17 protein-coding genes are annotated in these 24,393 nt (G+C 52.5%); 6 read left to right on the forward strand and 11 right to left on the reverse strand.

Annotation, left to right across the window (positions count from 1 at the left end):
* Positions 1-6 precede the first annotated feature (6 nt).
* Positions 7-2,703 carry a [protein-PII] uridylyltransferase gene (glnD, locus tag F1728_RS03630; RefSeq protein WP_155362943.1) on the forward strand — a complete coding sequence of 899 codons (2,697 nt, stop codon included), beginning with the start codon at positions 7-9 and terminating at the stop codon, positions 2,701-2,703.
* 7 nt (positions 2,704-2,710) lie between these two features.
* Here the strand turns inward: glnD and F1728_RS03635 are convergent, their stop codons facing one another.
* Positions 2,711-3,652 (reverse strand): type I phosphomannose isomerase catalytic subunit, encoded by a 942-nt coding sequence (locus F1728_RS03635; protein WP_194242667.1) that lies wholly within the window; start codon positions 3,650-3,652, stop codon positions 2,711-2,713.
* Between the two features lie 388 nt (positions 3,653-4,040).
* Between F1728_RS03635 and F1728_RS03640 the strand changes: the two genes are divergently transcribed.
* Positions 4,041-4,223 carry a hypothetical protein gene (locus tag F1728_RS03640; RefSeq protein WP_155362945.1) on the forward strand — a complete coding sequence of 61 codons (183 nt, stop codon included), beginning with the start codon at positions 4,041-4,043 and terminating at the stop codon, positions 4,221-4,223.
* A gap of 42 nt (positions 4,224-4,265) precedes the next feature.
* Here the strand turns inward: F1728_RS03640 and F1728_RS03645 are convergent, their stop codons facing one another.
* Entirely contained in the window at positions 4,266-5,888 is a 1,623-nt protein-coding gene (locus F1728_RS03645; protein WP_155362946.1) for a hypothetical protein, read from the reverse strand.
* A 136-nt stretch (positions 5,889-6,024) separates the two neighbouring features.
* Positions 6,025-6,564: a hypothetical protein gene (locus tag F1728_RS03650; protein ID WP_155362947.1), complete on the reverse strand. Its 540-nt coding sequence runs from the start codon at positions 6,562-6,564 to the stop codon at positions 6,025-6,027.
* A 520-nt stretch (positions 6,565-7,084) separates the two neighbouring features.
* Between F1728_RS03650 and F1728_RS03655 the strand changes: the two genes are divergently transcribed.
* The 3 genes from F1728_RS03655 (at position 7,085) to F1728_RS03665 (ending at position 10,877) form a co-directional block, all read left to right on the forward strand.
* A complete protein-coding gene (locus F1728_RS03655) occupies positions 7,085-8,764 on the forward strand; it encodes a type II and III secretion system protein family protein (protein WP_155362948.1) in 1,680 nt (559 codons plus the stop codon).
* Between the two features lie 93 nt (positions 8,765-8,857).
* Positions 8,858-9,451, forward strand: coding sequence for a hypothetical protein (locus F1728_RS31185; RefSeq protein ID WP_194242668.1), 594 nt, complete (start codon positions 8,858-8,860; stop codon positions 9,449-9,451).
* A 259-nt stretch (positions 9,452-9,710) separates the two neighbouring features.
* Positions 9,711-10,877: a tetratricopeptide repeat protein gene (locus F1728_RS03665; protein WP_194242669.1), complete on the forward strand. Its 1,167-nt coding sequence runs from the start codon at positions 9,711-9,713 to the stop codon at positions 10,875-10,877.
* A gap of 9 nt (positions 10,878-10,886) precedes the next feature.
* Here F1728_RS03665 and F1728_RS03670 read toward each other — a convergent pair whose 3' ends face one another.
* From F1728_RS03670 to F1728_RS03685, 4 genes are all read right to left on the reverse strand, one after another.
* Positions 10,887-12,425, reverse strand: coding sequence for a HEAT repeat domain-containing protein (locus F1728_RS03670; protein WP_155362950.1), 1,539 nt, complete (start codon positions 12,423-12,425; stop codon positions 10,887-10,889).
* Between the two features lie 134 nt (positions 12,426-12,559).
* Entirely contained in the window at positions 12,560-14,791 is a 2,232-nt protein-coding gene (locus F1728_RS03675) for an alpha/beta hydrolase family protein (protein WP_155362951.1), read from the reverse strand.
* Between the two features lie 152 nt (positions 14,792-14,943).
* Complete coding sequence (locus F1728_RS03680; protein ID WP_155362952.1) at positions 14,944-15,789, reverse strand: DUF1583 domain-containing protein; 846 nt, start codon at positions 15,787-15,789, stop codon at positions 14,944-14,946.
* Entirely contained in the window at positions 15,786-16,814 is a 1,029-nt protein-coding gene (locus tag F1728_RS03685) for a DUF1559 domain-containing protein (RefSeq protein WP_228030495.1), read from the reverse strand. Before F1728_RS03685 ends, F1728_RS03680 begins: the two co-directional genes overlap by 4 nt.
* Positions 16,815-17,550: 736 nt before the next feature.
* Here F1728_RS03685 and lexA point away from each other — a divergent pair.
* Positions 17,551-18,153 (forward strand): transcriptional repressor LexA, encoded by a 603-nt coding sequence (gene lexA, locus F1728_RS03690; protein WP_145039453.1) that lies wholly within the window; start codon positions 17,551-17,553, stop codon positions 18,151-18,153.
* Positions 18,154-18,276: 123 nt separating this feature from the next.
* On the opposite strand, the gene F1728_RS03695 is transcribed toward lexA, so the two are convergent.
* From F1728_RS03695 to flhB, 4 genes are all read right to left on the reverse strand, one after another.
* Positions 18,277-19,671 carry a sigma-54-dependent transcriptional regulator gene (locus F1728_RS03695; protein ID WP_145183171.1) on the reverse strand — a complete coding sequence of 465 codons (1,395 nt, stop codon included), beginning with the start codon at positions 19,669-19,671 and terminating at the stop codon, positions 18,277-18,279.
* Positions 19,672-20,061: 390 nt separating this feature from the next.
* The gene (locus F1728_RS03700; protein WP_155362954.1) at positions 20,062-21,624 is read right to left on the reverse strand and encodes a sensor histidine kinase; all 1,563 of its coding nucleotides are present in this window, start codon (positions 21,622-21,624) and stop codon (positions 20,062-20,064) included.
* 144 nt (positions 21,625-21,768) lie between these two features.
* The gene (locus F1728_RS03705; protein ID WP_155362955.1) at positions 21,769-23,106 is read right to left on the reverse strand and encodes a PP2C family protein-serine/threonine phosphatase; all 1,338 of its coding nucleotides are present in this window, start codon (positions 23,104-23,106) and stop codon (positions 21,769-21,771) included.
* A gap of 203 nt (positions 23,107-23,309) precedes the next feature.
* Entirely contained in the window at positions 23,310-24,389 is a 1,080-nt protein-coding gene (gene flhB / locus F1728_RS03710; protein ID WP_155362956.1) for a flagellar biosynthesis protein FlhB, read from the reverse strand.
* Positions 24,390-24,393 lie beyond the last annotated feature (4 nt).

Genomic DNA, 24,393 nt, shown 5'->3' on the forward strand with positions numbered 1-24,393 from the left:
CAGACCATGTCACGCACTGCGAACTCTAGTTCTGCACAGCAACCTTTTGTTGTCTATCGCGCACAGCTGGAGCAGGCCAGACAACGAGGACGCGATCTGCTGCGCCAAGGAGCAGGCGGACTGCAGATCGCTACCGCCATCGCCGAGTCCATCGAACAGCTGCTGCTCCAGATCATCCAGGATCAGTTCCAGGAACTTTCCGCAGCAGAGCAGAAACTGATTCAGCAGAACTGCTCAATCCTGGTCATCGGCGGTTCCGGCAGAGGTTTGATGGCCCCCTTCTCCGATGTGGACATGCTGTTCCTCTATCGCAATCAGGTTGTTGATGAATTCTCAAACTTCATCGGCAACGTAGTCCGCAACTGCTGGGACGCTGGCCTCAAACTGGGCCACAGTGTCCGCACGATTGCAGATTCCATCAAGATGGCCCGCACCGAACCCGAGTTTGCCACCGCGATGATCGAAGCCCGCTCCATCTGGGGGGATGAGCATCTGGCTGAGCAGTTGATTCGGTCCTACTATCGCCACGTCATCCTGTTTCGCCGACGCATCTTTTTCGAACAGTGTGTTGCCGCCCGCTGGGAAGAACGCAAACAACACGGCGGTGCGGTCATGCAGCTGGAACCCGATATCAAGCGTTCGCCCGGCGGTCTGCGCGACATCCACCTCTTACGCTGGACCGGTTACGCCCGTTACGGCACTTCCAACCTGGATATGCTGAGGCTCGATGGCCGCATCAACAGCCGTGATGTGCGAACCCTCAAAAATGCTCGAGACTATCTGCTCAAAGTCCGCATTCAACTGCATTACGAAGCCGGCAAACAGCAGGATCTGTTTACCAAAGATTCGCAGCTCTGGATGGCCGAACAACGACAGATTGAAGGCACCAACGGACAGCGTCCTGTCGAAATCCTGATGCAGGAATACTTCAGGCACAGTAAAGCCGTCGCGGAAATCACCGAACGCTTCATTAAAGCGCATCGCCCCCTGCCCTTCCTGTCGCGGGCTTATGATTTCCTGATGACACATCGTTCAGACGGAATCCTCAAAATCGCTCCCGATCACCTGGATGTCGTCCCGAAATACAGAAGCGAAGTCTGCAACAACCTGGAAGAAATTCTCAAACTGTTCGATACTGCTTCTCTGTACGGCATCTCCATCGCCCCCGATCTGCTGGATGCCATTCGCGAAGCGGCACTCAAGCTGCCGCCCACAATTACCAATCGCTCGATCGATCTGTTCCGCGCGATTATGGGTCGCAGCACCCAGTTGGGTCCCACGTTGAGGATCATGTCGGAAACCGGCATTCTTAATCTGCTGATCCCGTACATGCAACACGCTTACTGTCTGCTACAGTTCAATCAGTATCACAGCTACACCGTCGACGAACACACTTTCCGCGCCATCGAAGCAGCGGAATTGTTCGCCGATGACGACTCCGCCCTGGGCAGTTCCTATCGCAATATCGAGGATAAGGATCTGCTCAACCTCGCGATTCTGCTGCATGACATCGGGAAAGGCTACGGCGAAGACCACAGTAAAATGGGGGCCATGATCGCAACAGACACCGCGGTCCGCCTGGGGCTCAGAGAGGACGAACAGAAACTGCTCGTCTTCCTGGTCTTAGAACACCTCACGATGGCCCACCTGGCATTTCGGCGGGATATCTCTGATCCGGACATCCTCTTCGAATTCAGTCAGAAGGTCGGCAGCCCGGAAAAACTCCGTATGTTATACGTGTTGACTGCGGCAGACATCACTGCGGTAGGCCCCGGCGTGTTTACTGACTGGAAATCGGAACTGCTCGCGGATTTATACGAACGCACCATGCTCCTACTGGGTGGAAAGCATTCCCGCTATCATCGTGACCAGCGTCTGGCCCGTGTGAAACAGCTGGTCAGAAACCACCTCGACCTCCCCCAGATCCCCGAGTACGAAGAAGATCCCGACTCCTGGTTTACCGAGTTGTTTAACTCGTTCTCGCCACACTATCTGCTGGTCAATTCTTCAGAACGGATTGCCGCCGACATCAAAATCCTCCGCGATCTCCCCCCGGATCAGATCGTGGTGGAGGGGGAATTCGAACCGGACACAGGTACGGTCAATTACCACGTGATCGCTCCTGCCATGTACTCACAGGCCTGCTTCCATCGCATGGTCAGCGTATTCACTTCACGACGCATGGAAATCATTTCCGCTCAGATTACGACCAGCGCCTCCGGCGGTGTCGTCGACAGTTTCCATGTCATTGATCATGACTTTGTGGATGAAGTTCCCTTAAGTCAGATCGAAAAAATCGAAGAGGAAATCCGCAAGGCCGTCAAAGGAGAAAGCGATGCCCGCACCATGTTCCTCTCCAATCAGCGGTTTCACGAATCAACTGAGCTGAGCGGAGAGTACGAACTGGGACGCGTGGAAATTGACAATCACTCTTCCAAACGCTGCACGATCATCGACGTCATTTCCAACGACCGCACCGGGCTGCTCTATATTATTTCCCGGGCCATCAGCCGCATGGGGCTGTCCGTCGTCATGGCGAAAATTTCGACGCACCTCGACCAGGTCGTCGATGTCTTCTATGTGATCGATGAGCACGAGCAGAAAATCGTTGATGAGGAGCGGCTGCAGCAGATCAGACAAAAACTCGAATCAACACTGCATGACTTCGAACTCGAAGGCTACAAACGTTACCAGCGGGTCTGATTCCGGGTTAGCCGGGAATCACTTCCAGGAATGTCATTTCGTGCTCGACCACAATTTGGCAATCCGAGGCGGCCGCCGGCACCAGTAGCGTCTTACCCTGGAACAGCTCATAGCTTTCGGCACTGCACTGAAGCTGTCCCGTCCCTTCCAGCACGATCAGAATCTGTGCCCGGTTCACTGAAGATAACCGGAGCGGACTCGCACTCTGATGGCGACGGATAGAAAAACAGGAAGATTCCAGCAGCGTCTCAACTCTGTGGTCGGCGTCCTGACGCAATCGAGGCTCGAGCAGATCAACGGGCCCCCGCTGGAAATTGATGCTGTTGAATGCCTGCTCAACATGCAGGGGGCGTGGCTGGCCCGACTGATCCAGTCGGTTCCAGTCAAATAATCGGTAAGTGATATCGCTGGTCTGTTGAACTTCCGCCAGCAGGATCCCTTCGCCAATTGCATGCAGAGTTCCCGCAGGAATAAACACACAATCTCCCGGACGAACCGGATAACTGTGCAGACAGGCTTCGACATTACCCTGTTCCAGGTGGGCTCCAAGTTCATCGGCATCAACGCCCGCTTTCAAACCGGCATAAATCCGGCTGTCGGGGGCGGCATCCAGAATCACCCAGGCTTCCGATTTCCCTGCTTTACGGGCATCGAAGTCGGCCAGGTGTGAATCATCGGGATGGACCTGCAGGGAAAGTCGATCGGTAGCGTCGATGAATTTGATCAGCAGCGGAAATGTCGAATAGCAGGTTCCCGCACCGTACATTGCCTGGGGATTTTGACCGATCACTTCGGAAAGTGTCGATCCCGCATACTCACCACTGGCAATCAGGGTCGGTGCTTCCGGATGATCTGACAGTTCCCAGCTTTCACCGAAATCTCCCTCCAGACCGATCGGCTTCTGCAAGATTGTGCCCAGACGCTCTCCGCCCCACCGGGCACGCTTCAAGAGAGGCGTGAACTCCAGTGGCAATAACGTGGCCGTCGATTGGACTTCTTGCAAAGACATAACAGTTGGAAAGTAACACCAGATAACAAGATAGAAAAACTGGAAAGGATAGAAACCTTGACTATCCTAAACCACCAAACCTGCTGGTTGCAACTATAATCATACGAATTGGGCGTACCCGAGTCTCTGTTTTTTCAATCGTTTTCGGCGAATTACTGATCTTGCCGAGTTCCAATTGCCATAAACGGGATCTCCTGCTAATCTCTCCCCCCCTGACCCCATGAGCGAGCCCCACAAACGACACTTATGTACACTTCCTGCCGTTGAATTTCTCCTGACGACACAAAACAACGGCAAGGAACACTGCTTCCCTACGAAAGGTGCTTACGTGGCAGACCTGGTAACCCAAACCTGCGAACTCGAACTTTCTATTGGTGATACTATTCAGGTTGGCGATCAGTTTTTAACGGTCGTAGATATTGAGGGAGACGAAATTCTGTTTCAACTGGATGCGGATAACCCGGCTGAACGCGATGCGACTGCCGGCTCAGCTCCTCGCTCCTGTCGCTGATCAAAACTGATTCCACAAAATGACATTTCGCTTTCCTGCCGCTCAGGTCGACCGTCCCGTTTGCAGAGATGCTTCTCCCGGTTTCTGCCGGGGAGGATCCCCGGGAAACAGGATCCAGAGTGGAATCTCAGGTACCGGGAGCAATTTCTGCTTTGCTCTACTGATAATCGGTTGAAAACGAGGCAAATCCTTAAGCCAGATCGTGGACTGCGCATCAGCATAGACCTGTTTCCAGTCAGACCGTTGCTTCAGATATCCCTGGACCGGCTGAGCTGCAGGGAGCAACAGGATTTCTGTTGGATACGCATCCAGCAAAGGTGTTGGTCCCATAGAATCCGCATTTAACTGCTGAAACTCAACCAGTTCCTGTTCCAGCTGCGCGGAATAGACGGTCCGATAGCGCCCGTCAAATGCAATTCGAGACTCGGGAAAGGTCTGCCAGATGACATATTGCGCCCAGCCATAGTCGGTAAGAATGTTCCCCCGCAGATCCGCCTGCTGCAATATTTCGATTGCAGCCACAGGCATACCCGGGGCCCGACTCTGTGTTTCCACTCCGATCTGCCAGGGTGCTACCTGCTGCTGCCAGAGTTTTACAATCGTATGCATGGATAGTCCATAGATCCCCAGCAGGAGTCCCCCTACCAGTAACATTCGCGAGCCGGTACGCTGCGGGCCCGCCCAGCGCTGATGCAGACGGGGTAACAGTTTGTGAAGCCCTTCCGACAAAGGTGCCGGCAGCAGGATCAGCACAGCGATCGCGAGCAGAGACACATGCCTGATATGGCTGAGTGCCTGATAGGCAACAACGATTATCAGCAGCACGTCGATCCATTCCCACTTACGTGATCCGAAAAACGCCAGGCCGATCAGCAGAAACGGAATGTAATACAGGAGTGCCTGACGCGCCTCCCATAAAGGCTGCCACTCCCGCACAATCTGTTTTGTTACCAGGTGATCCCAGAGCATCTGATGCAGACCGACCCCGTAGGGATTGATCAGCGTCACAGCCCAGGCAAAGACGATTACAAATGCCAGTCGCCAGAAATCTGCAGGCCGATACATTCCCTGGATCGTTTTCCAGCCCATCCAGCAGACAACCAGCCCCTGCACTCCCACTCCCGCCAGAAACCCGCCGTGCGAATTAGCCCAGAACAACATCAGGACCGGCAGATACCAGATCGCTTTACGTTGCGGATCAGCCAGATAGCCACGCAGCAGCAGGAGTGTCCAGGCAAAACAGCCAAAGGTCACCAGTTGAGGTCGGACAAAGACCACGAACTGTGACAGGCAAAACGCGGTATAAACCAGCAGCAACAGACCACCGGCCAGGCTGGCCCGCTGCGATCGCAATGCCAGCCAGCCCGGAATCATAATCATCAGCAACCAGAAATTGCGCCAGAGCCAGAGACCGGTATTCCCGAATCGCAACCAGAGCCAGCCGAAGGAATCTTCGGAAAACCATTCATGATTGATCCAGGTTGCCCCCGGTTCGGTATAGCAGAACGGATCGGTGTGCTCTACCAGCACATCTGCTTCCAGAGCACGAATCCCATACAGTGTATGTCCCCACAAATCAGGATCCGCGATCGTTACGGTTGATATCAGAAACAGGCATGCGCACCAGATCAGTCCCAGGGAGATCAGCCATTCCCGCTGACTCATGGCCCACGCTCCAGTTGCAATTGGTGAATCAGATTCGCCCACTCCAGTTCCCCAAACGAAAAAAAGATCTGCACACAAAGGCACAGATCTTTTTTGTTTCAATTTCTTATCAGTCCGTCAGGTATCCGTCAGCAGCTTACTTGCTTTTCAGAATGTCTTCCAGACTGGGAAGTTCGTTATGAATGGGTTCCAGCCCCGGGACACCGTCGCCGTCTGCAGGAGCTTCTTCATATGCCGTCAGATCAATCTGCTCATAGATCCGGTCGAACATCTTGTGTGCATAAGGAGCTTTTGGATTTCCCCCCAGGGCAATGATCTCACCCCTCTGACGCAAAATGTTAGTGTAGTTGTATGGCCGGAAGTAATAATAGCCATGGTATGCTGGAGCATAAGGATAATGGGGATACATATCACCCGTCGTTTTCCAGTCACACAAGCAACGTTTCTTCAGTTTACAGTGGCCATCACAGTAACTGCTGCCACACATACCACAGTATCCATTCCCGCTTCCTGACTGACAGTACCCGTCCGACATGCACTCATGAGAAGCCGGGTAATTACATTCGTAAGAAACAGGAGAAATGGTTGCGGGAGCACTGACCGTGTTGGCTGGCGTGACTTGACCGTCAGACTGCCATACACTCAGACCAATGAGCAATGCAATACTCGCATTCATGAGACCACCTTTTGATATTTTATGTTGTATCTACAACTTAACTGGTAAGGTTAACTGGTGGATCACCACTGAATTCGCTCTGGGTGGTACGCAATCAGACACCAGAGCAGGAGTTCTCCCACCATAGTTCAGTTTCGTCTCAACCTGCATCAGTTATAAAGTAGAAAACTGCTGAAATCGCCAGAATCTCTAATTTTGTACATTCTTGAACTACCACCCAAAAAAAACATCAACATTCCGTAATGGTTGTTCCGATAGAACTGATGCTGTGGGATTTGTCTTTGCGAATCTCCGCGTTGCAGGCACTATGATATCTGCAACAGTTTTTCTGGACCTGATGTGCACGACTATAACGGGAACTGCACCATCCGACCCAATACAACGACACCGCAGACATTGAGTGACACCCCGGAATAAATAACTGAAAATCCACAGTCCCAGGTAAGACTGTTTCTCGGGGCTGGTTCAAACCAATATACCTTTAAATCCACACTGACGACCAAAGGATTGGGAGACGAGTATGTCTATAAACGCCTTATGGAAAAGACGCACAATGCTGGCACTCGCCTGCGGTGTCGCTCTGACGGCTTCGCCCCTTGCTGCACAGGTCCCGCCAGCTCCTCCCGTTCCGGGAAAAATCAAAACAAATGGCTTCAAGTCTGGCGCAGCAAAGAAGAACACACCAGTCGCTAGCACCAAAGTCAAAGAAAAGGTGCATCAGCTCGTTGATCAGATCTACGAATCTGAAGTCGAGCTGAGTGTCCAGCAGCGGCATTCCAAAATTCTGAAAATGAAAATGGACGTCTTCCGCGTCGCGATCGCCGATCCGACCAAGATTGAAGTCGTCGCATTCGGGTCACAGGAAGTCGAAGTGATCGGTAAAGAAACCGGCACTACGACCATGACCCTCTGGCTGGGAGAAGAAGCCAATCCACAAATCCTGAGCGTTCAGGTGAAGGTGGAAGGCGACAACTCCATCGATGACCTGCGTCGGATGGAATACAGTGAATTCCAGAAGATGATCAATGAATTCTTTCCCAACAGCAAAGTTCAGCTGATTCCTTTTGCTGACAAGCTGATTGTGCGTGGCCAGGCTCGCGATGAGCAGGAAGCCGTGCAGATCATCACAATCATTCGTGCCCGTTCCGGCGGATCAGGAGCTGGCGGTGGTGCCAACGGTGCTGGAGGAGGTTCACTCTTCGCTGATGGTCAGGCTGCAGACCCCTTCCCAGGGGGAGCCGTGCTGCCGGAAGCCACTGTCATCGACATGCTGAAAGTTCCTGGTGAAAAACAGATCATGCTCAAAGTGCGAATCGCACAGCTGGACCGATCTGCTGCCCGGACTGCCAGCACCGACCTGATCGTTCAGGCGGGAGAATTCGGCTGGAGCCAGATCTTCACCGGTGTTGCTCAGAACCTGGCCAATGGCGGTTCCGGGCTGGTCACCGCATCACTCAACAGTAAACACGTCGACCTGTTCATCTCGGCTCTGGCCCAGAACGGATATGCCAAGATCCTGGCAGAACCAAACCTGGTGACAATCAGTGGCCGTCCTGCAAACTTCATCTCTGGTGGTGAGTTTGCTGTACCAACCGTTGTTGGTGTAGGTGGGGCTCAGGCAGCAACCACTACCTTCAAAGGCTTTGGTACCCAGTTGACCTTCCTGCCGACCGTACTCGATAAAGACCGGATTCGTCTCCAGGTAACTCCGACTTTCAGCCAGGTCAACCCTGCCCTGTCGGTCAACGGAATCCTGGGTCTGGATACTCAGTCTGTCAGCACGACCGTCGATCTGCGTGAAGGTCAGGTACTGGCAATCGCCGGTCTGATTCAGGAACAGCAGCGTGGTGACTTGAACCGTGTGCCCTTCATCGGAGACATTCCGCTGGTCGGACCGCTGTTCTCTAACAAATCAGTACAACGGGATGAAACCGAGCTGATCGTGCTCGTCAGTCCTGAACTGGTCCATCCGCTGGAACCGGAAGATGCTCCGACAATTCTGCCGGGCATGGAAGTCACTGAACCAGGTGACATCGACTTCTACTTCATGAACAACATTGAAGGCAAGCCGGATGTGCACCACAGAAGCACTGTCTGGTACATGCAGAAAAAACGGATTCACCAGCAACAGAAAGATTACATCCATCAGACAAAATCTGATAAGTACTACATCAACGGTGACTACGGTTTCTCTGAATAATCATCTTTAACTTCGCCTGATAAGAGACTATTAAAATATCAATCACATCGCTTCTCCTCGAACATGTGAAAGAAATAAACAAGGGATTTAACGATGTCAATACAACCCAAAATTGCAAGTTTGCCTGCTATTGCTTTAGCAGCACTGCTGGTCAGCGGTTGCCACCACAAAGGTTACCAGGCTCAGATCCCTCACGATTCTGTAGCCCCGCTGGGAACCATCAGTGATGATATCTGGCAGAAGCAGGAAGAAAATGGTGAAGCCTCCGACTTCGTAATCGTTGAAAGCGAATTCGTTGGTTCCACTGCCAAGTTGAATGCTGCAGGCGAAGACCACATCAAACAGATTGCGGTCCGCATGGCTTCCACCCCGTTCCCCGTGGTGATCGAGCCCAGCTCCATGTCTGTCGCGGAAAAATCTGAATACAAGTACCCGATTCATGGCAACGACGATCTGGACATGCATCGTCGCAACGTCATCGTCAAAATGCTGCAGGCGATGAACGTGCAGGATGCTGACGAACGGGTGGTTGTTGCTCCGGCCTTCACACCAGGCTTTGAAGGGTTTGAAGCATATCGTGCCTACAATAACGGTTTCCGTAACAATGGTAACGGAGGCGGATATGGTGGCTTCGGTGGCTTTGGCTCCGGCTTCGGTGGCGGCGGTGGTGGAATCGGCTTCTTCTAAGCCGGAAGTTTCCTGCTGAGCGACCTCAACTACAGTGGACGGATTCTTCGGGGGATCCGTCCACTTTTTATAACGGTTTAATCAAATCGTACCAGTATCGTTTTCCTGAGAGCGTCTGTTTCAATCCGGCGCGCTCACCACGGTTTCAATCGAAACCGAATTCAGTCTGAAAAAACGCCAGGACACAATTATGAACAGCAATGGATTGTTTTGTTCAACTTTGATCCTCTGCACGCTCACTTTCCAGGGATGCACGCAGTTGAATACACAGGTTTCCAAAGTGAAGTCTGTGCTTCCCGGTGGGAAAGAAAAAGACGAGAACGCTCTCGCTGCCGCTCGCTCAATGGAGAGACAGAAAGAGTGGATCGGCGCCAGGGAGAAATATGAATCTTACCTGAAAAAGAACCCGCACAGCGTGAAGGCCTGCCATCGCCTGGGGATTGTCTGTTCGCACCTGGGCGATACCGTTGCAGCCACCCGTTATTTCACTCAGGCCAAACAGCTTGACCCGAACAACTCAGAAGTGCTGAACGACTTCGGCTATGCCCTCTATCAGCGGGGCCAGTACGAAGCCGCTGAAAAAGCACTCGCCGCTGCTTTACAGAACGATGCTAAAAACCCGCGGATCATGAATAACCTCGCGCTGGTCGTCGGGCACCAGGGACGCTTCAAAGAGAGCTATACCATGTTCCGCAACATCATGTCGGAAGCAGAGGCGCATGCCAACGTCGCCTACATTCATACTCAGCGCGGCGAAGGGGAACTGGCTCTCAAGGAATATGACCTCGCCCTCTCGGCAGACCCGGATCTGACTTCCGCTGGACAGGGAGCAGCTGAACTGGCATTGCTCAAAGATCGCATGCTCGCCCACAAGACTGCAGAAGCGGAAGCACAACTGGCAGCAGCGTCCGCTGAAAAACAGCCCCAGGACAGTGCGAAAGCAGCTGCACCGCAGAAGACCCGGTCACTGGATAAACCCACACAACTGGTCAGCCTGAAAGCTTCTGCAGAAACCCGCACTGAAAAACGTGAAACACTGACACAAAGCAAACCAGCTTCTGAAAAAACAAAGCTGATCAGCCAGGTCTCACTGAAAAAGGAAATGGAATCGGCAGCGCCGGTTAAGGTTCAACCCTTCCGGAAAATCCCTGAGAATCCGGCACCGGTTAAAACCGCTACCCGAACGGTATCGGTTCAATCCAAGCCCGTTGTGACCCGGACTATCCCTCAGCCCAAGGTGGAAGCAAAGCCTGAACCACACTTGGAAGAGGCACCCCTGGAAATCAACCCCTTCCGATCACTCGATGAAATCGAGGAAGAAGCACCAGTTATCATTCGGATTTCGAATGAAGTTCCTGCTCAAGAAAAAACCGCTGATCCGGAAGAATCCCAGTTCCGTGCACCGGGTGAATTCGCACAGCCGTAATGTCACTAACTACTTGACGCGCGCCTCGATGGCCCTGACCGTCGAGGCAGCCTGAAAACGGAAACTTTTATTCTCCGTGGTGCGTATTACTTCGTCGATTTTCTTGAGACTCTTTTCTGTGCCAATCTCTTTCAACACACGCATCACGTTCACCGTTGTCAGAAAATCTTCAGGGGCAAGCTGTTCCAGTACCGCATCCTCTGCATCGCTGCCGTACTTAATCAGCTGATTCCCCGCCTGATGAGCTCTGGACCGATCACACAACAGCCCGGCAACCGCCTCGGTCCCCTCATCAGTCTGAAGTTGCAAAATGGCCTGCATTACGTTTTCCTGTCCCAGAATATTAACTTCTGGCAACAGTTTAATCATGGCGGGTACATTCTCTTTTGTTGACCAGACCACCAGAGCTTCAGATGCATCCTTAACAATGGTGATATCTTTACTCTCCAGGAGTCCAATCAGGATCCGGGCCACTTCCGGATTTTTCTTCGTCGGTTTCGCCTGACTCAGTTTTTTCAGAGCCGCTTTACGCTGCAGCAGATTCGTCGTCGACAGATCCTGCAAAATCCCTGTCAGCTCTGCATCCAGGTTTTTCGGGACCTCAAATTTCGCTGCCGCTTCCCGCTTTTGCATTTCAGCTTCATGCTTCTTGCGCAACTCGGCCTGCGCAGCCTGCTGTTGTGCCAGCTCTTCCGCGGTCAGCTGATGCGATGTGATCGTAATCGGGATCCGATGGGTCGACGACTCGCTGCGTCGCACCATTTTATAATTTAATTTGAGCTCTTTGACCGCGCCCTGCTGTTTGTCAAACTGAATCTGTCCCGAGCCCGTCAGTTCCACCTCAGGTCCGTCTTCGACCATTGCAATCGTGCGATAGCTGTGCTGAACCTTGATCGTCACAAGATTCCCCTGCTCACCCTCGATCACATATTCGGTCGACTTTTTGGCTTCCAGCGTTTTCTCAACATTCGGCCCACGGAATGGAAGTATCATCCGGTCCGATGAGATTACGGAAATCTTCGCTTTGTCCTGCTCAGACCATTCCGCTTTACCAGCGGGAGAAAGCGGGATCAGATTGATCTGAGACAAATGCCCGATCAGATACGGCAGCAGTGATGACCCTTTAACCGTCTCGATTTCCCCAAACCGGTTCATGACGATCTCATGAGGATTCATCACGCCGGCCATGCTGCCAGTCAGTCCCGCAAAGGGATTCGAATGAGGCATCCGCGGCGCAGGCGGGATGATCAACCGTCGTCCCTTGTCGCGTTTGATTTTACGCGTCGAGTTCAGGCTACCATTGCAGCGGATCATCAGGCTGTCGTCTGTCGCTTCTGTCACACGATATTGCTCAATTCCGCTGAGCACTTCTGTGGAATCTTCCAGATCCACTTCAATCTCAATCCGATAAGCCAGTTCCTGCCCCTGCTTCCATTGATACTTTAAAGCGACCGGATCGGCAGCAGACAACAACGCAGGCAAACCTGCGGTCAGGAACAGAACCAGACCGAAGAAACGTCGTAACTCCCGGAATGTATTTGAGTGCATCGAACTCTCCCCTGCTCATTTCCTGCCGAAACTCCGGCGACCAAAGCGTACAGACACTGTATCCATCAGTATACAGCCACTGATGGAAAATGCACCTGCTTTCTTGCGGGAAAGCGAAATCAATCTATGGTAACTCAGCCTTTCAGCAGCCAGTCGACCGCCGCGTTCTGGGAGTTCGCTTTTCCCTGAAAGAGTTCCACCTTATTCAACAAGCCTGCTGAATTATAAGTAGACTGTACCAGTTTCGGGACAGCGGCCGAGCTGCTGGCCAGCCAGAGTGCGGCGGGTTCACAAAGCGAGAGCAGGCCCGGCACATCACCATATTTCTCGGCACCAGGCCAGAGACGCAGATCACGAATGTTCGTAATCTCTGCAAAGCGGAAGCCACCGGGATCCACGGCCAGTTGTTTGACCAGTTCCGGTGAATGCGCACAGGCAGCAGCCGCTCTCACTCCGGAAAACCCAAAGCCTGCCACAGCGATCGACTGCGGCTGACTCTCGTGATGCTTACAATACGCCAGGGCATTCAGAATATCGTGCACCTGTCTGGCAAAGACTGGATGATTATAGCCCAGCGTATAGCCGGCAAATTCCCGTGGATTCTTGACGACAGGCATCTCGTTAGGGGCAGGTTGAATCTGATTGAATTCGCCCTGGTACAAAACATCAATCCCGGCGACAGCAGTCCCTGCATCGACCAGCTTCTGCACAGGATCGACCAGTTTTCCATCTGCTTTGAGTAAACCGGACTTTCCAGCATCGGTCAGCCAGAGTACTACTTTCCGATTCCATTGGTCGGGCAGACAGAACAGCGCCGGCGTCACTTCACCGAATCGTTGATTCTTAATCAGTGTGTGGTACTGCTTATAACCTGTCAGCTGATCTTCAGAAATGGTTTCGGTTTCCAGATCTTCAGCCGCAGGCAGCGTACGCCCAATCATCACCTCAATCGCTCCACCCACCACGCGACGATATTCCGCCAGCGATGTCTGATCGTGGGGTGTCAGTGCTTCGATCTGGCGGGCGTTGTTGCGTGCCAGCGTATGTAGAATTTTAACTTCAGACTGCTCATCCCCCGGCGGCGCTGGATACTCCTTACTCCAGACGGTCATTTCCTCTTTCGTCAGCGGTTTAAAGTCAGCCTCGACAATCGGTGACTCCAGCCCCAGCTTGAAGTGCTTGTTGAAAAACTCGTACATCATTGCCCGGCTGACATAGTTGTAATTGTGAGGGAAGGAATAATATTTCCCCTCAACATCCTCCGGTGCTCCCATCATTTTGAAATGCTGCTTTAGTTCGGGCAGCCCCTTGGTTTCAATTTCTTTGGTCCAGTCATTCGCTGCCGTCATCCCCAGCGGCCGTGGCGCCACCAGTGCGGCGAACTCTACATTCCCCGTTTCGATCCGCAGATAGGTCGCGTTCTCGCAGGTACAGCCCCCCTGCATCGCAGTCGAAACCATCACCGCCGGAAAAGCCGCCTTGATACGGTCATCGATCGCAGCCAGGATGAATGTCTGCGTCCCCCCGCCACTGGCACCGGTAATTCCAATCCGGGATTGATCCACTTCGGGCAACGAACAGACCCAGTCCAGGGCCTTGATGGAGTTCAGTGTCTGCAGCCCCAGTGCGCTGATCAGCCGCAGTTCCGATTGCGCGCTGAACAGTCCCCAGTTTTTAGCGCTCGACATCTCCGGACGCTGCTTCGCAAAACGATGAATCAGATCGTAGCTCAGGCAGAACCCATCCGCGTAGCCCAGCATGTCATAATGGAAAACCATGCACCCCATACGTGCCAGTTCCACACAGCGGGCCTGCAGTGGATATCGACCGCCAACTTCGTATTTCTCCGCTCCTGCTTCGATATCCGCTTTGACCCGTGTTTCACCACTGTCGTAAAACCGGCCGTTCTGAAAATGACCATGCGGCGAGAGCACCATCGGCAGCGGTCCCTGCTTGCCTTTGGGGCGATACAGATTCCCCGTCACATACAGACCGGGGGAGCTTTCGAAAAAGACCTTCTCGACTGTATATTCATCCCGATCCACTTTGCCATGTACGGTGGCGTTAATCTTTGTGTTTTCAGGCTCAGGCCAGACGCCGGCTGCGACTTTAATCTGCCGCCGCACATATTCAGCACGCTCCTCCCAGGCTTCAGGAGATTCACTCGGGGTGAAGGGGAAATAACCATTCAGATCTTTCAGTTCTCCCAGCCGACTGTCTTTGAAACCGGGGCCCTGCTCTGCCGCAAACACACTTCCCGCCGGGGACCCCGCCTGCAGCAATCCTGCTGACAATAAAGCCCAGCCGATATTCTGTAATGCTTCTCTGCGCTCGATTGAGAACTGATCGTCTTTCTGCAACATCATCGCCCCGCTTTCCTGGATGGATTAACGTATCAGAGTCGTCTTGCTGAACCCTCAGCAGGTAAGGAATACATCCAGTCTAACCGGAAAACAGCAGGCCATGCCAGCCTGAGCAGACTTTTTAACGACAGTGATCACTCTCGTCCCGGAGAGGCTCAACCGCGCTTTCGCACCCAGACCACGCCGCCGATCACCACGACCAGGCCAATCCCTGCTGCCAGGCTCCAATATAAGGAAAAGGATTCGGGTTGAGGTGCCGGATGATAGCTGGGGACATGCAGCTGTTTCCCCTTCGCGAGGGAATCGGGATGGTTCGGAAACCCGGTGGCTTTGATACTCAAATCTTTCCAGAGCACCTGGACCGGCGTTTCCGGATCACTCTGCTGAGCTCCCAGACGCAGCAACTCCACGTCGGCGGTTCCCAGTTCCACCTGCCGCAACTCACGAAACTCATTCGAGGAATCCTCCGTGACCAGGAACTTCAAGAATCCCCCAGTCCGAACCAGTTTTAATTTCCCGGAATTGACGCTGGTGTCATACAGTTTCACATCATAGTTGCGTTTCTCATCCACCGTACTTGAGAGCATGGTACTGAAGACATGCTTCTTTTCCGGACGCAGCAGACGTCCCAGCGCGACTGCTGACCCAGCCTCGTCATTCAGTTTCAGGTAGAGACTCGGTCCCATCCCATAGCCGGCTTTCGGATCCTTCCAGACGGGCACTTCGTAAGCAGCAGTGATTTCAAAATCCCCCTCAATCTGGAAACGGGGGCTGATCCCCAGCGCGGGAAGCTTATGTCCTGCAGGAAGTCGGAACAGCAAACCTTCGGGACGGGGCTGAAACAATCGCACTGTCCCCCTGCCAAGGGGAACGAGCAGCTTATTATCGAACTCTTCCCCACGAAAGCTGAAATAGGCTTCGCGCGTCTCGGATTGCGCCAGCACCGGCGCAGGAACGCCTCCCAGAATCAGGATCAACACAGCAGTGAAAGAACACTTCATATGCCTGCCCCTGAGGTCGCTTCGCCTCCGGCTCGGGTTCCCAGGGCACGCCAGAGTTCATCATTGATATTTTCATTGACGAAACGCACGCTCCCATCTCCCATCAATACATTGACCCCTCCTGTGTGCCAACTGGTCGCATTCAGGATCACTCCGTCCCAGGTAAAACCATTTTTGCAGTTCGTACGATTGGGGGTCCGTACATGGTTATAGCGGGTCCAGTTCATATTCCCCGCCAGCCAGGTCTGTCCCGACTCCACATCGTACTGATAAGCCCCCGCGGTCTGCGGAGTCAGGCGGCCGCAGGCATCACTGAACTGGCTCTCGGTCCAGACTCCCTGCAGATTATACAGGTCGGAAAGTGGATCGATGAGCGTATCATCCCAGCTTCCTTTAACATGTTCGCTGAACATCGCCGTGTTGGTGAGCCCGTCTTTGACATCGTCCAGTTTCACACTGCTGATCTGTCCGAACATGCCATTCCCGTCCCGCCCGGACCAGGAACTTCCGTTGCACGTGCGATAATTATTGGGCCCCCAGCGACTCTGCAGACGATCCAGATCACTGGGACAGAGAAAGACTTCCAGTCGGGCCGCAGCAGCGGGGCCGTTAATGACCTCATCAAATCGACGGGCCAGTTCCTGCTGATCGTCGTTGGCCGCATTCACAAACGGATCGAATGGGGCCACATTGAAATTGAGCTGGTTATAAACCACTGACTGATCCAGGTAAGGCAGCAGCATGGCATGCGCGGAATAGCGACGGTCTTCGAGAGTCCCCAGTGAAGAGACAGGGCCGTCATAGTCGAGGCCAACCCCAAACGGGAGTACCGAGTGCGCTTCATGATAAGACTGAACGGCAATCCCCAGCTGATGCAGATTATTGGAGCACTGCATTTTACGTGCAGCTTCACGCACGGCCAGAACCGCGGGGATCAACAGTGCAATCAGCAGACCGATAATGGTGATTGTCACCAGAATTTCAATCAGGGTGAATCCGCACCTTTTTGAGTGGTTAGTAGACAACGGGGCGATCCCCTTTCTCTTTAACGCCAGAACTCAGCTGAGCCTGTCTGGCGACAGATCATGAATTGAATGCCTGCACTCAGTAAGACCTTCCCTGCACTTACTTTTCTTCACCTAATCTAAAATTTACATAAATTTACCAGAAAATTTTGATTTTCACGGGTAGGAAAACATGCTCAGTATACAACTAATTAGTGGCAACCTGATATTGGTCAGACTTTCAGAGATAGACAACTATCAAACAACTACTGGTTGTTATCCGTGTATCTACCTATCTCTCTCTGGTTCCGATTCGCTCGTTAACAGGGTTTCTTGAGTTTTCAGAGCCTGTTTTTGAATCTGCCGGCCTGATCTATGAACATTTTATCAAATATTCAGAAAAACATCAGTCAGCCCGTTTTAATTAGACAAATTATAAAGCGTTGTTATTTAGCCACTTATAAATAGTTTTTTTGACTTTCTCCACAAAACCCGTTGAGGGGCTGTTGAAACGCGATTGTTTTTAGGGCCCCATACTTGTCCTGTACACGCTAGTATACTAGAATAAGGGCACATACAAAATTCAGGACTTTTTAGTTTTTCACAATAACACCCTCTTCTGTTATTTTCCTGAATCCGTATGCGGCTTTTTTCTTAACTCAGGTCCGGTGTGGCCTGAGGCAACAATGAGAATTCCTGGCCGTCTCAGGAATCAATGATTAGTTCACCTTAGAATTCAGAAACGAGGTACTTTGTTATGGCAGGCACCAAAGCAAACCTTACCCAACGACAGCAGGAGATCTACGATTTCCTGAAAGACAAAATTATCAATCGTGGCTACGGCCCCACCGTGCGTGAAATCGGAGCCAACTTTGGCATCCGCTCTCCCAATGGTGTGATGTGTCACCTCAAAGCCCTTGAGAAAAAAGGGTTGATCACCCGCGAGTCTCACATGTCTCGTGCGATTCAGCTCTGTGACCACTCCCAGAAGCGGACTCGTCTGCCTCTGGCTGGTCAAATCGCTGCCGGCAGTCCCGTACTCGCCGTACAGGATGATGAGCACATCGACTTCGGACCACTGTTCGACCCAGATGATCAGTTCTGCCTGAAAGTCAAAGGGGTCTCCATGATCGAAGATCAGATCGCTGACGGAGATTACGTCATCGTCCACAAACAGAACACCTGCAAAGAAGGTGACATTGTGGTTGCTCTGGTCGATGGTCAGGAAGCGACTCTGAAACGCTACTACTCAGAAGGCGACCGGATCCGTCTCGAACCTGCTAACTCCAGCATGCAGCCCATTTACTCCAAAAATGTGGACATCCTGGGAGTCGTTACCGGCGTCATCCGTAAATACTAAGCTGCGAATTCAGCCCCTGGCTCATTGAGTCACAGGCTGGCAAAGCTCAAATAAAAATGCTCTGGTAATTCACCAGAGCATTTTTTTTTCACTGTATCACAAACAGCCAGCGATCCCTGCACTTCAGCCGGCAGCGCGGGTCTGGTACTGATTCAGCTTGTTATACAGTGTCTTTAAGGCAATTCCCAACTCGGCAGCACACTTGGGTTTGTCTCCATCGTGCTTATCCAGAACGTGATAAATCACTTCCATCTCGATATCACGTAATGTCTTACCTTCCATCCCTTCGGTCCAGTTCACACTGGTAGAACCCGACATCGGAACGGAAGAATTTCGTGTCAGATTGGAAGGCAGATCCGCAGGCTGGATCTGCACGCCATCCCACAGAATCACGGCATGCTCCAACGCATTTGCCAGTTCCCGCACGTTCCCTTTCCAGTCGTATTCCTGAAGAATTTCGACGGTCTCAGGAGCCAGAATATCCTGGGGAATGGAATCTTTTTTCAGATGCCGCTTGAGCAGTACCCGGGAAATTTCCGGGATATCACCTTTCCGCTCCCGCAACGCAGGCAGATTGATCTCGAACGTATTCACCCGGAAATAGAGGTCTTCACGGAAGGTTCCCTCACCGACCATTTCCTGCAGATCCCGGTTGGTTGCACAGACGATTCGCACATCAACGTGGAAGGTCTCGCTGTCACCCACACGACGGACTTCGCCGGACTCCAGAAACCGCAGCAATTTGACCTGCATGGTTTTATCAAGCTCACCCAGTTCGTCCAGGAACAGGGTTCCGCCGTTTGCAATTTCAATCAACCCTTTACGGGGAGTATCTGCACCGGTGAATGCACCTTTACGATGACCGAACAGTTCGCTCTCTACCAGGTTTTCGGGCAGGGCACCACAGTTCACAGGCACAAACGGCATTGAGGCACGGGCACTCAAATCGTGAACACGACGTGCCACCAGTTCTTTACCGGTCCCGGTTTCACCCAGAATCAACGCGGTCGAGTCGGTCGGTGCAATCTTCTCGATCAGCTTTTTCACTCGCAGCATCGGTGGAGTTTCGCCCACGATCTGACACGGGCCTTCCACACTTTTCAACCGTGACTCGAGTGCGAAGTTCTTGTTCTGCAGCGAGCGTTTGTCAGCCACTTTCTGCAGAACGGTCGCAATATCAATCAGCTTACAGGGCTTAGGCAGGAAGTCATACGCGCCGCGGCGGATCGCCTGGATCGCTTCGTCAATACTCCCGTGACCGGTGCTGATAATCACTTCGGTTTCAGGAGAGACTTTATTGATATGATCAATCACATCCCAGCCACTTAAGCCAGGCATCCGCAAGTCGACAATCGCTGCGTCAAATGTGATTTTATCCAGTGCCGTCAATGCCGACTGACCGTCCTCGCAGATGGTAACATCATGTCCCATCCGGGGCAGTTCGATGCGCATCACCTCGCGAATGGCTGCTTCATCATCGACAAACAAGACCCGTAATTTATTAACCGAATTACTCAACTTGTGCTCCTTCTTCCTGCTTTGACATCCTGTCAAAGAGAAAGCCATTTAACAAATTTCTTAACCGAATGGTATTCTGGAAGGAATCGGGGAAAGGCTCTGAAAAGCAGTTGTTCCTGAAAGGAGGCCCCGACTGCTTTTCGAGGATCAACGTTCACACTGACCTCTCCGGAACCGGAAGATCAGCCACGACCTTTCTCTGCACGAGTTGCATCAGATCGGGATAGGAATTATCGAGAGCAATCTGCTGTACAGAGAACATCCATTTTCTCCTGTATCGTTAACTTTGTGTGAATCATTAGTGGGGAGAGACGTGTAATATCAGATTTTGAAAATCGTGGCAATCGGAGAATCAGAGAAAAACGGTTCTCCAGCAGGCTTTCTAAATCTTTATGCAGCCTTGTTTTGCAGCTTGGCTTTTTTAGGAAGCTCCACAAAAAATGTACTCCCTCTTCCCGGCCCTGCGCTTTCGACTTCGATCTCACCACCGTGGTCCTTCACGATCCGATGCGTGATCGACATGCCCAGTCCGGTGCCAGTTCCATCGGTCCGCTGAGTAAAGAAGGGATCGAACAGACTATCCATGACTTCCGGCGACATACCACAGCCGTCGTCTTTGAAAATGAGCGTCACAGAATCGACATGCTCACGAACCTGGATCTCCAGACTGCCCCCTATCTCCATGGATTCCAGGGCATTGGTCATGATATTGAGCACAACCTGTTTGATCTCGGCTGGATTGAACTCGGCCCAACAGGCTCCCGGCGGGGAAAACTGGATATTCCGTCCTTTGAGACGTTTGATCAGGCTGACCATCGAACAGACCTCTTCAATGACGGCCACCAGATCATTTTCGCTGCGAACCGAATTCTGACCGCGGGAGAAGTCGAGCAGTTTGGAGGTAATGTCCCGACAGCGCATTGCTTCGCGTTGAATCAGCCCCAGATACTGCTCTACAACATCCAGATCATCCTCCGGGCAGTGTGGCTTCAAATCTCCCATCCGGCCCTGCAGGGATTCGGAAGCCATGGAAATCGCAGAGAGCGGATTATTGATCTCGTGGGCCACCCCGGCAGCCAGCACACCGATTCCCGCCAGTCGCTCAGACCGCACCAGTTGCCTGCTGCGCTCATCCACTTTGTGATTCAATTCATCCCGTTTTTCCTTGAATCGCTGCGTCATTTTATTAAAGGCTTCGGCCAGTTCGGCCATTTCATCTCGTGATTTGATTTCGAAATGATGGTCAAAATGACCCTGGGCCACAATGCGAGCTCCGGAGTGCAGTTCCTGGATGGGAGCCAGGACGGTTTTGTAGCCATACCAGATCAGACAGCCAAAGGTAATAAACACGATCAGACATGTGACCCAGACCAGGTTATAGCGGGAACGATAGACCCGCGATGCCCGCTCAATCACCGATTTCATGCTGGAAGGGACTTCTTTGACTTCCAGAATCAGGCTTTCCAGATGGGCCACTTCCAGGATCATCTGCTCAGCAACCTTCAGCCTCTGCTTGGGATCTTCCAGCTGCTCCGACATCAGGGAGAGGTGGTCCAGGCGTTTCATAACAGCACTGTGTTGACTGAACTGGGAGTTAACAAATCCGCGCCACGTCGACAGGGAAGGATCCGGCAGGCGATCGACCTTCTGCAGAAAGCCTGGAATTTCGTTATCTTTCACATCCTGCAGCTGTTCTTTAAATTTCTGCTGATAATGGGCACTGGCAGCGGGACGGGAATGACGGATCTTCTGCAGCGGTTCATTCAGGGAGACGACGGATACGATCAGTCGATCGCGATCGGGCAGGTTGTCCAGCGAGTATTTAAAGTCTGCCACCGTATTTTGATAGGAAAGCAGACCGGAAACGGCACCATAGGCCAGCAGGATCAGCATGAAGAAGATAATCCCCAGTCCGACCCCCAGTTTCCGCCTGATTGTTTGTGTAAAGAACACACTGACCTCCGTGTCACAAGTCCTTCAGAGCCTCTGAAATAAGTGCCAGATCATACCGGATTCACTGCAGAAGTCCAATGTTAAATCGGCAATATCCTGCAGGTGTACAAAAAGGACAGACGGGGCATCCATACCGACTGACGTTTACTCACCCTGCTGAGACGTGGGGGGATTTTTCTTCCAGCGTGCCTGATGCACCATTTCTTTCCGATAGGAATGCAGACCGGTCATCAGAATATCGATGGCCCGTGAAAAATCGCGAAAGGCTTTGAGGTACTTCTTCTGCTCGAGTTCTTCCTTAGCCTCATAATAAATTTTATTATGATTCGACCACTCGATCGTCCACTCTTCTTCCATCGCGGCCCGCTGTAACTCCGATTCCATGGTGGTCAGGTACTGCAGAAAATCAGTATTGAACTTCAGTCGCTCTGATCGATAAGGCCGCCACTCAACGGTTTTATTATCCAGGTAGTCTTTATTTTTACCGAATTCCCGTTGGGCGAATACTTTTCTGACAAGCAGCATCACCAGAAGTGACATGCCTCCAAAAGCCAGAAACTCCCCTTTGTCAAACTGGGTCAGCAGCCACATCACGATGCCGGTCGCCACCATCAGCGAAGCCCCCCAGACGCCCGCCAGCCACAACCATTCCCGATAGTCTTTCTCCAGTTCAAGCTCTGGTTCAGCATCAGGCTCCTGCTGCTGTGGAAGATTCCCATCAGGCAAATCGCCCACCCGCACAATGATCACCGAGATATTATCGGAACCGCCACGGAGGTTCGCCAGATTCACCATCAGCCGACAGGCATCACTCGGATCAAGATACTTGGAGATCATCCCAATCTCATCATCCTTGAGATGACTGGTCAGCCCGTCACTGCAAAGAATATAGCGATCCCCTTCCAGCACCGGGTAGGGTCCTTCGATATCGACTTTGACCACCGGCTCCGGTCCCAGAGAACGCGTAATCACATTGCGTGGCTCATTCAGGTAAACCTCTTCCGGCTTCATACGTCCCTGGCGAATCAGCTCCCACTGCAGACTGTGATCGAAGGTCAGCTGATCGATCCGATTCTCGCGGACGCGATAGACCCGGCTGTCGCCGACATGACCGATCACGGCCCCTTCGGGACAGAGGCAGAGCGTGCTGCAGGTCGTTCCCATCCGCATGAATTCGCGGTTGGCCATCCCCCGTTCATGAATTGCCTGATTGGCAATTTCGACGGCGGTTTTCAGAGATTTGGCAACAGGGCCCGGCTTGTTTTTGAAGAAGGTATGCGGAACGGTTTCAGAGGCAATCTTGCTGGCCAGTTCGCCAACAGCATGCCCCCCCATTCCATCGGCGACCAGAAAGAAATGCCCATGGTCCCGCCAGCTTTCCTGATCTTTACAGATCCGGACGGAAATGGAGTCTTCATTATTCCGTCGTCGAAAGCCAACATCACTCTGCGATGCGAACTGAACCGGATGTTCCCAACGCATTGAACCCCCTCAAAACAAGCCACTACGGTGCAAAGATACTTTACTATTCCATATCTTGGTGAGAATGCAAATCAAACACCAGTGCACACTTTGCGAATTCTAAGTTTTTACTGAAAACCCGCATAATTGTCCTGATTTCCCGACAGAATTCAGCTTGCCACTCTCTGCATATCTTTGTCTGGAAATCAGCTTGCTGCCGCTGATCAGCGGGCGTCCGGCATCGTTTTTCCGGTCAGATTATAAACGTAGGCCATGATCTCGACAAAGACCTCGTACAGCTCGAAAGGAATTTCCTCGCCGGCTTTCACATCGCGATACATCTGTCGCGCCAGCGGCTTCCGTTCGATGATCGGAATCCCATGTTCATTGGCGATCTTCCGGATCTGCAAAGCGATCTCCCCTGCCCCTTTGGCCACAACAACCGGTGCCGGCATTTTCTCCGGATCGTACTTGATGGCAATCGAAATATGGGTCGGGTTGGTGATCACGACATCGGAAGTCGCGACCTGGGAGAGTTCCTGCGAGAGAGCCAGTTTGCGATGTGCTTCGCGGCGTCTCTGGCGGATCAGCGGATCCCCGTCCATCGACTTCATCTCTTCGCGGACTTCCTGCTTGCTCATCATCAGGTCTTTTTCATGCTTCCATTTCTGAAAGGCAAAATCCAGACCTCCCAGGATAATCAGCGCCAGTGCCAGCAGGATGCCCAGCTCGATCGAGGAATTAAAAATGTCGCGCATGATGGTCTCGGGAGGTGCCCCCATCAACGCGAGAAAATTCGGGAACACCAGGTAGCTGAACCAGACCGCGATCAGCACCAGCAGTGTAATTTTTCCCAGGCTGACTCCCAGCTTGACCAGTCCGCGAATCGAAACAATCCGCTTGGCCCCTTCAATCGGGTTCAAACGTTCCCATTTGATCTGCAGGACATCCGGGGTCATCATGAATCCGACCTGCACGATATTCAGGATGACGGCAGCAATAAACAGAATCAGCATCGTCAAAGCAGATCCCTGCAGAAACTGTTTAATGATCGCCTGCACGCGTTCCATGATGACCGCGGTATCGACGCGCAGCCAGACCGGGCTGGTCAGCGTCGCTTCCATCAGATTCTTCATGTCGTGGCTCAGACTGACCGCAAAGAAGTAGAGCACACCCGCGGTCGCCAGCATCATCCCCGCCGCATTCAGGTCGGTACTTTTCGCAATGTTCCCCTTCTCGCGGGCCTCATTGCGCCGGCGATCCGTCGGGTCTTCTGTTTTTTCTCCGGTATCATTCTCTGCCATGCTG

The sequence above is a fragment of the Gimesia benthica genome (genome assembly GCF_009720525.1).
GTDB lineage: Bacteria > Planctomycetota > Planctomycetia > Planctomycetales > Planctomycetaceae > Gimesia > Gimesia benthica.

Excerpts from the sequence above, each read along its gene's own strand:
- glnD (WP_155362943.1), top strand. The coding sequence starts at position 7 with ATGTCACGCACTGCGAACTCTAGTTCTGCACAGCAACCTTTTGTTGTC.
- F1728_RS03645 (WP_155362946.1), bottom strand. The coding sequence starts at position 5,888 with ATGAGTCAGCGGGAATGGCTGATCTCCCTGGGACTGATCTGGTGCGCA.
- F1728_RS03650 (WP_155362947.1), bottom strand. The coding sequence starts at position 6,564 with ATGAATGCGAGTATTGCATTGCTCATTGGTCTGAGTGTATGGCAGTCT.
- F1728_RS03655 (WP_155362948.1), top strand. The coding sequence starts at position 7,085 with ATGTCTATAAACGCCTTATGGAAAAGACGCACAATGCTGGCACTCGCC.
- F1728_RS31185 (WP_194242668.1), top strand. The coding sequence starts at position 8,858 with ATGTCAATACAACCCAAAATTGCAAGTTTGCCTGCTATTGCTTTAGCA.
- F1728_RS03670 (WP_155362950.1), bottom strand. The coding sequence starts at position 12,425 with ATGCACTCAAATACATTCCGGGAGTTACGACGTTTCTTCGGTCTGGTT.
- F1728_RS03675 (WP_155362951.1), bottom strand. The coding sequence starts at position 14,791 with ATGATGTTGCAGAAAGACGATCAGTTCTCAATCGAGCGCAGAGAAGCA.
- F1728_RS03680 (WP_155362952.1), bottom strand. The coding sequence starts at position 15,789 with ATGAAGTGTTCTTTCACTGCTGTGTTGATCCTGATTCTGGGAGGCGTT.
- lexA (WP_145039453.1), top strand. The coding sequence starts at position 17,551 with ATGGCAGGCACCAAAGCAAACCTTACCCAACGACAGCAGGAGATCTAC.
- F1728_RS03705 (WP_155362955.1), bottom strand. The coding sequence starts at position 23,106 with ATGCGTTGGGAACATCCGGTTCAGTTCGCATCGCAGAGTGATGTTGGC.
- flhB (WP_155362956.1), bottom strand. The coding sequence starts at position 24,389 with ATGGCAGAGAATGATACCGGAGAAAAAACAGAAGACCCGACGGATCGC.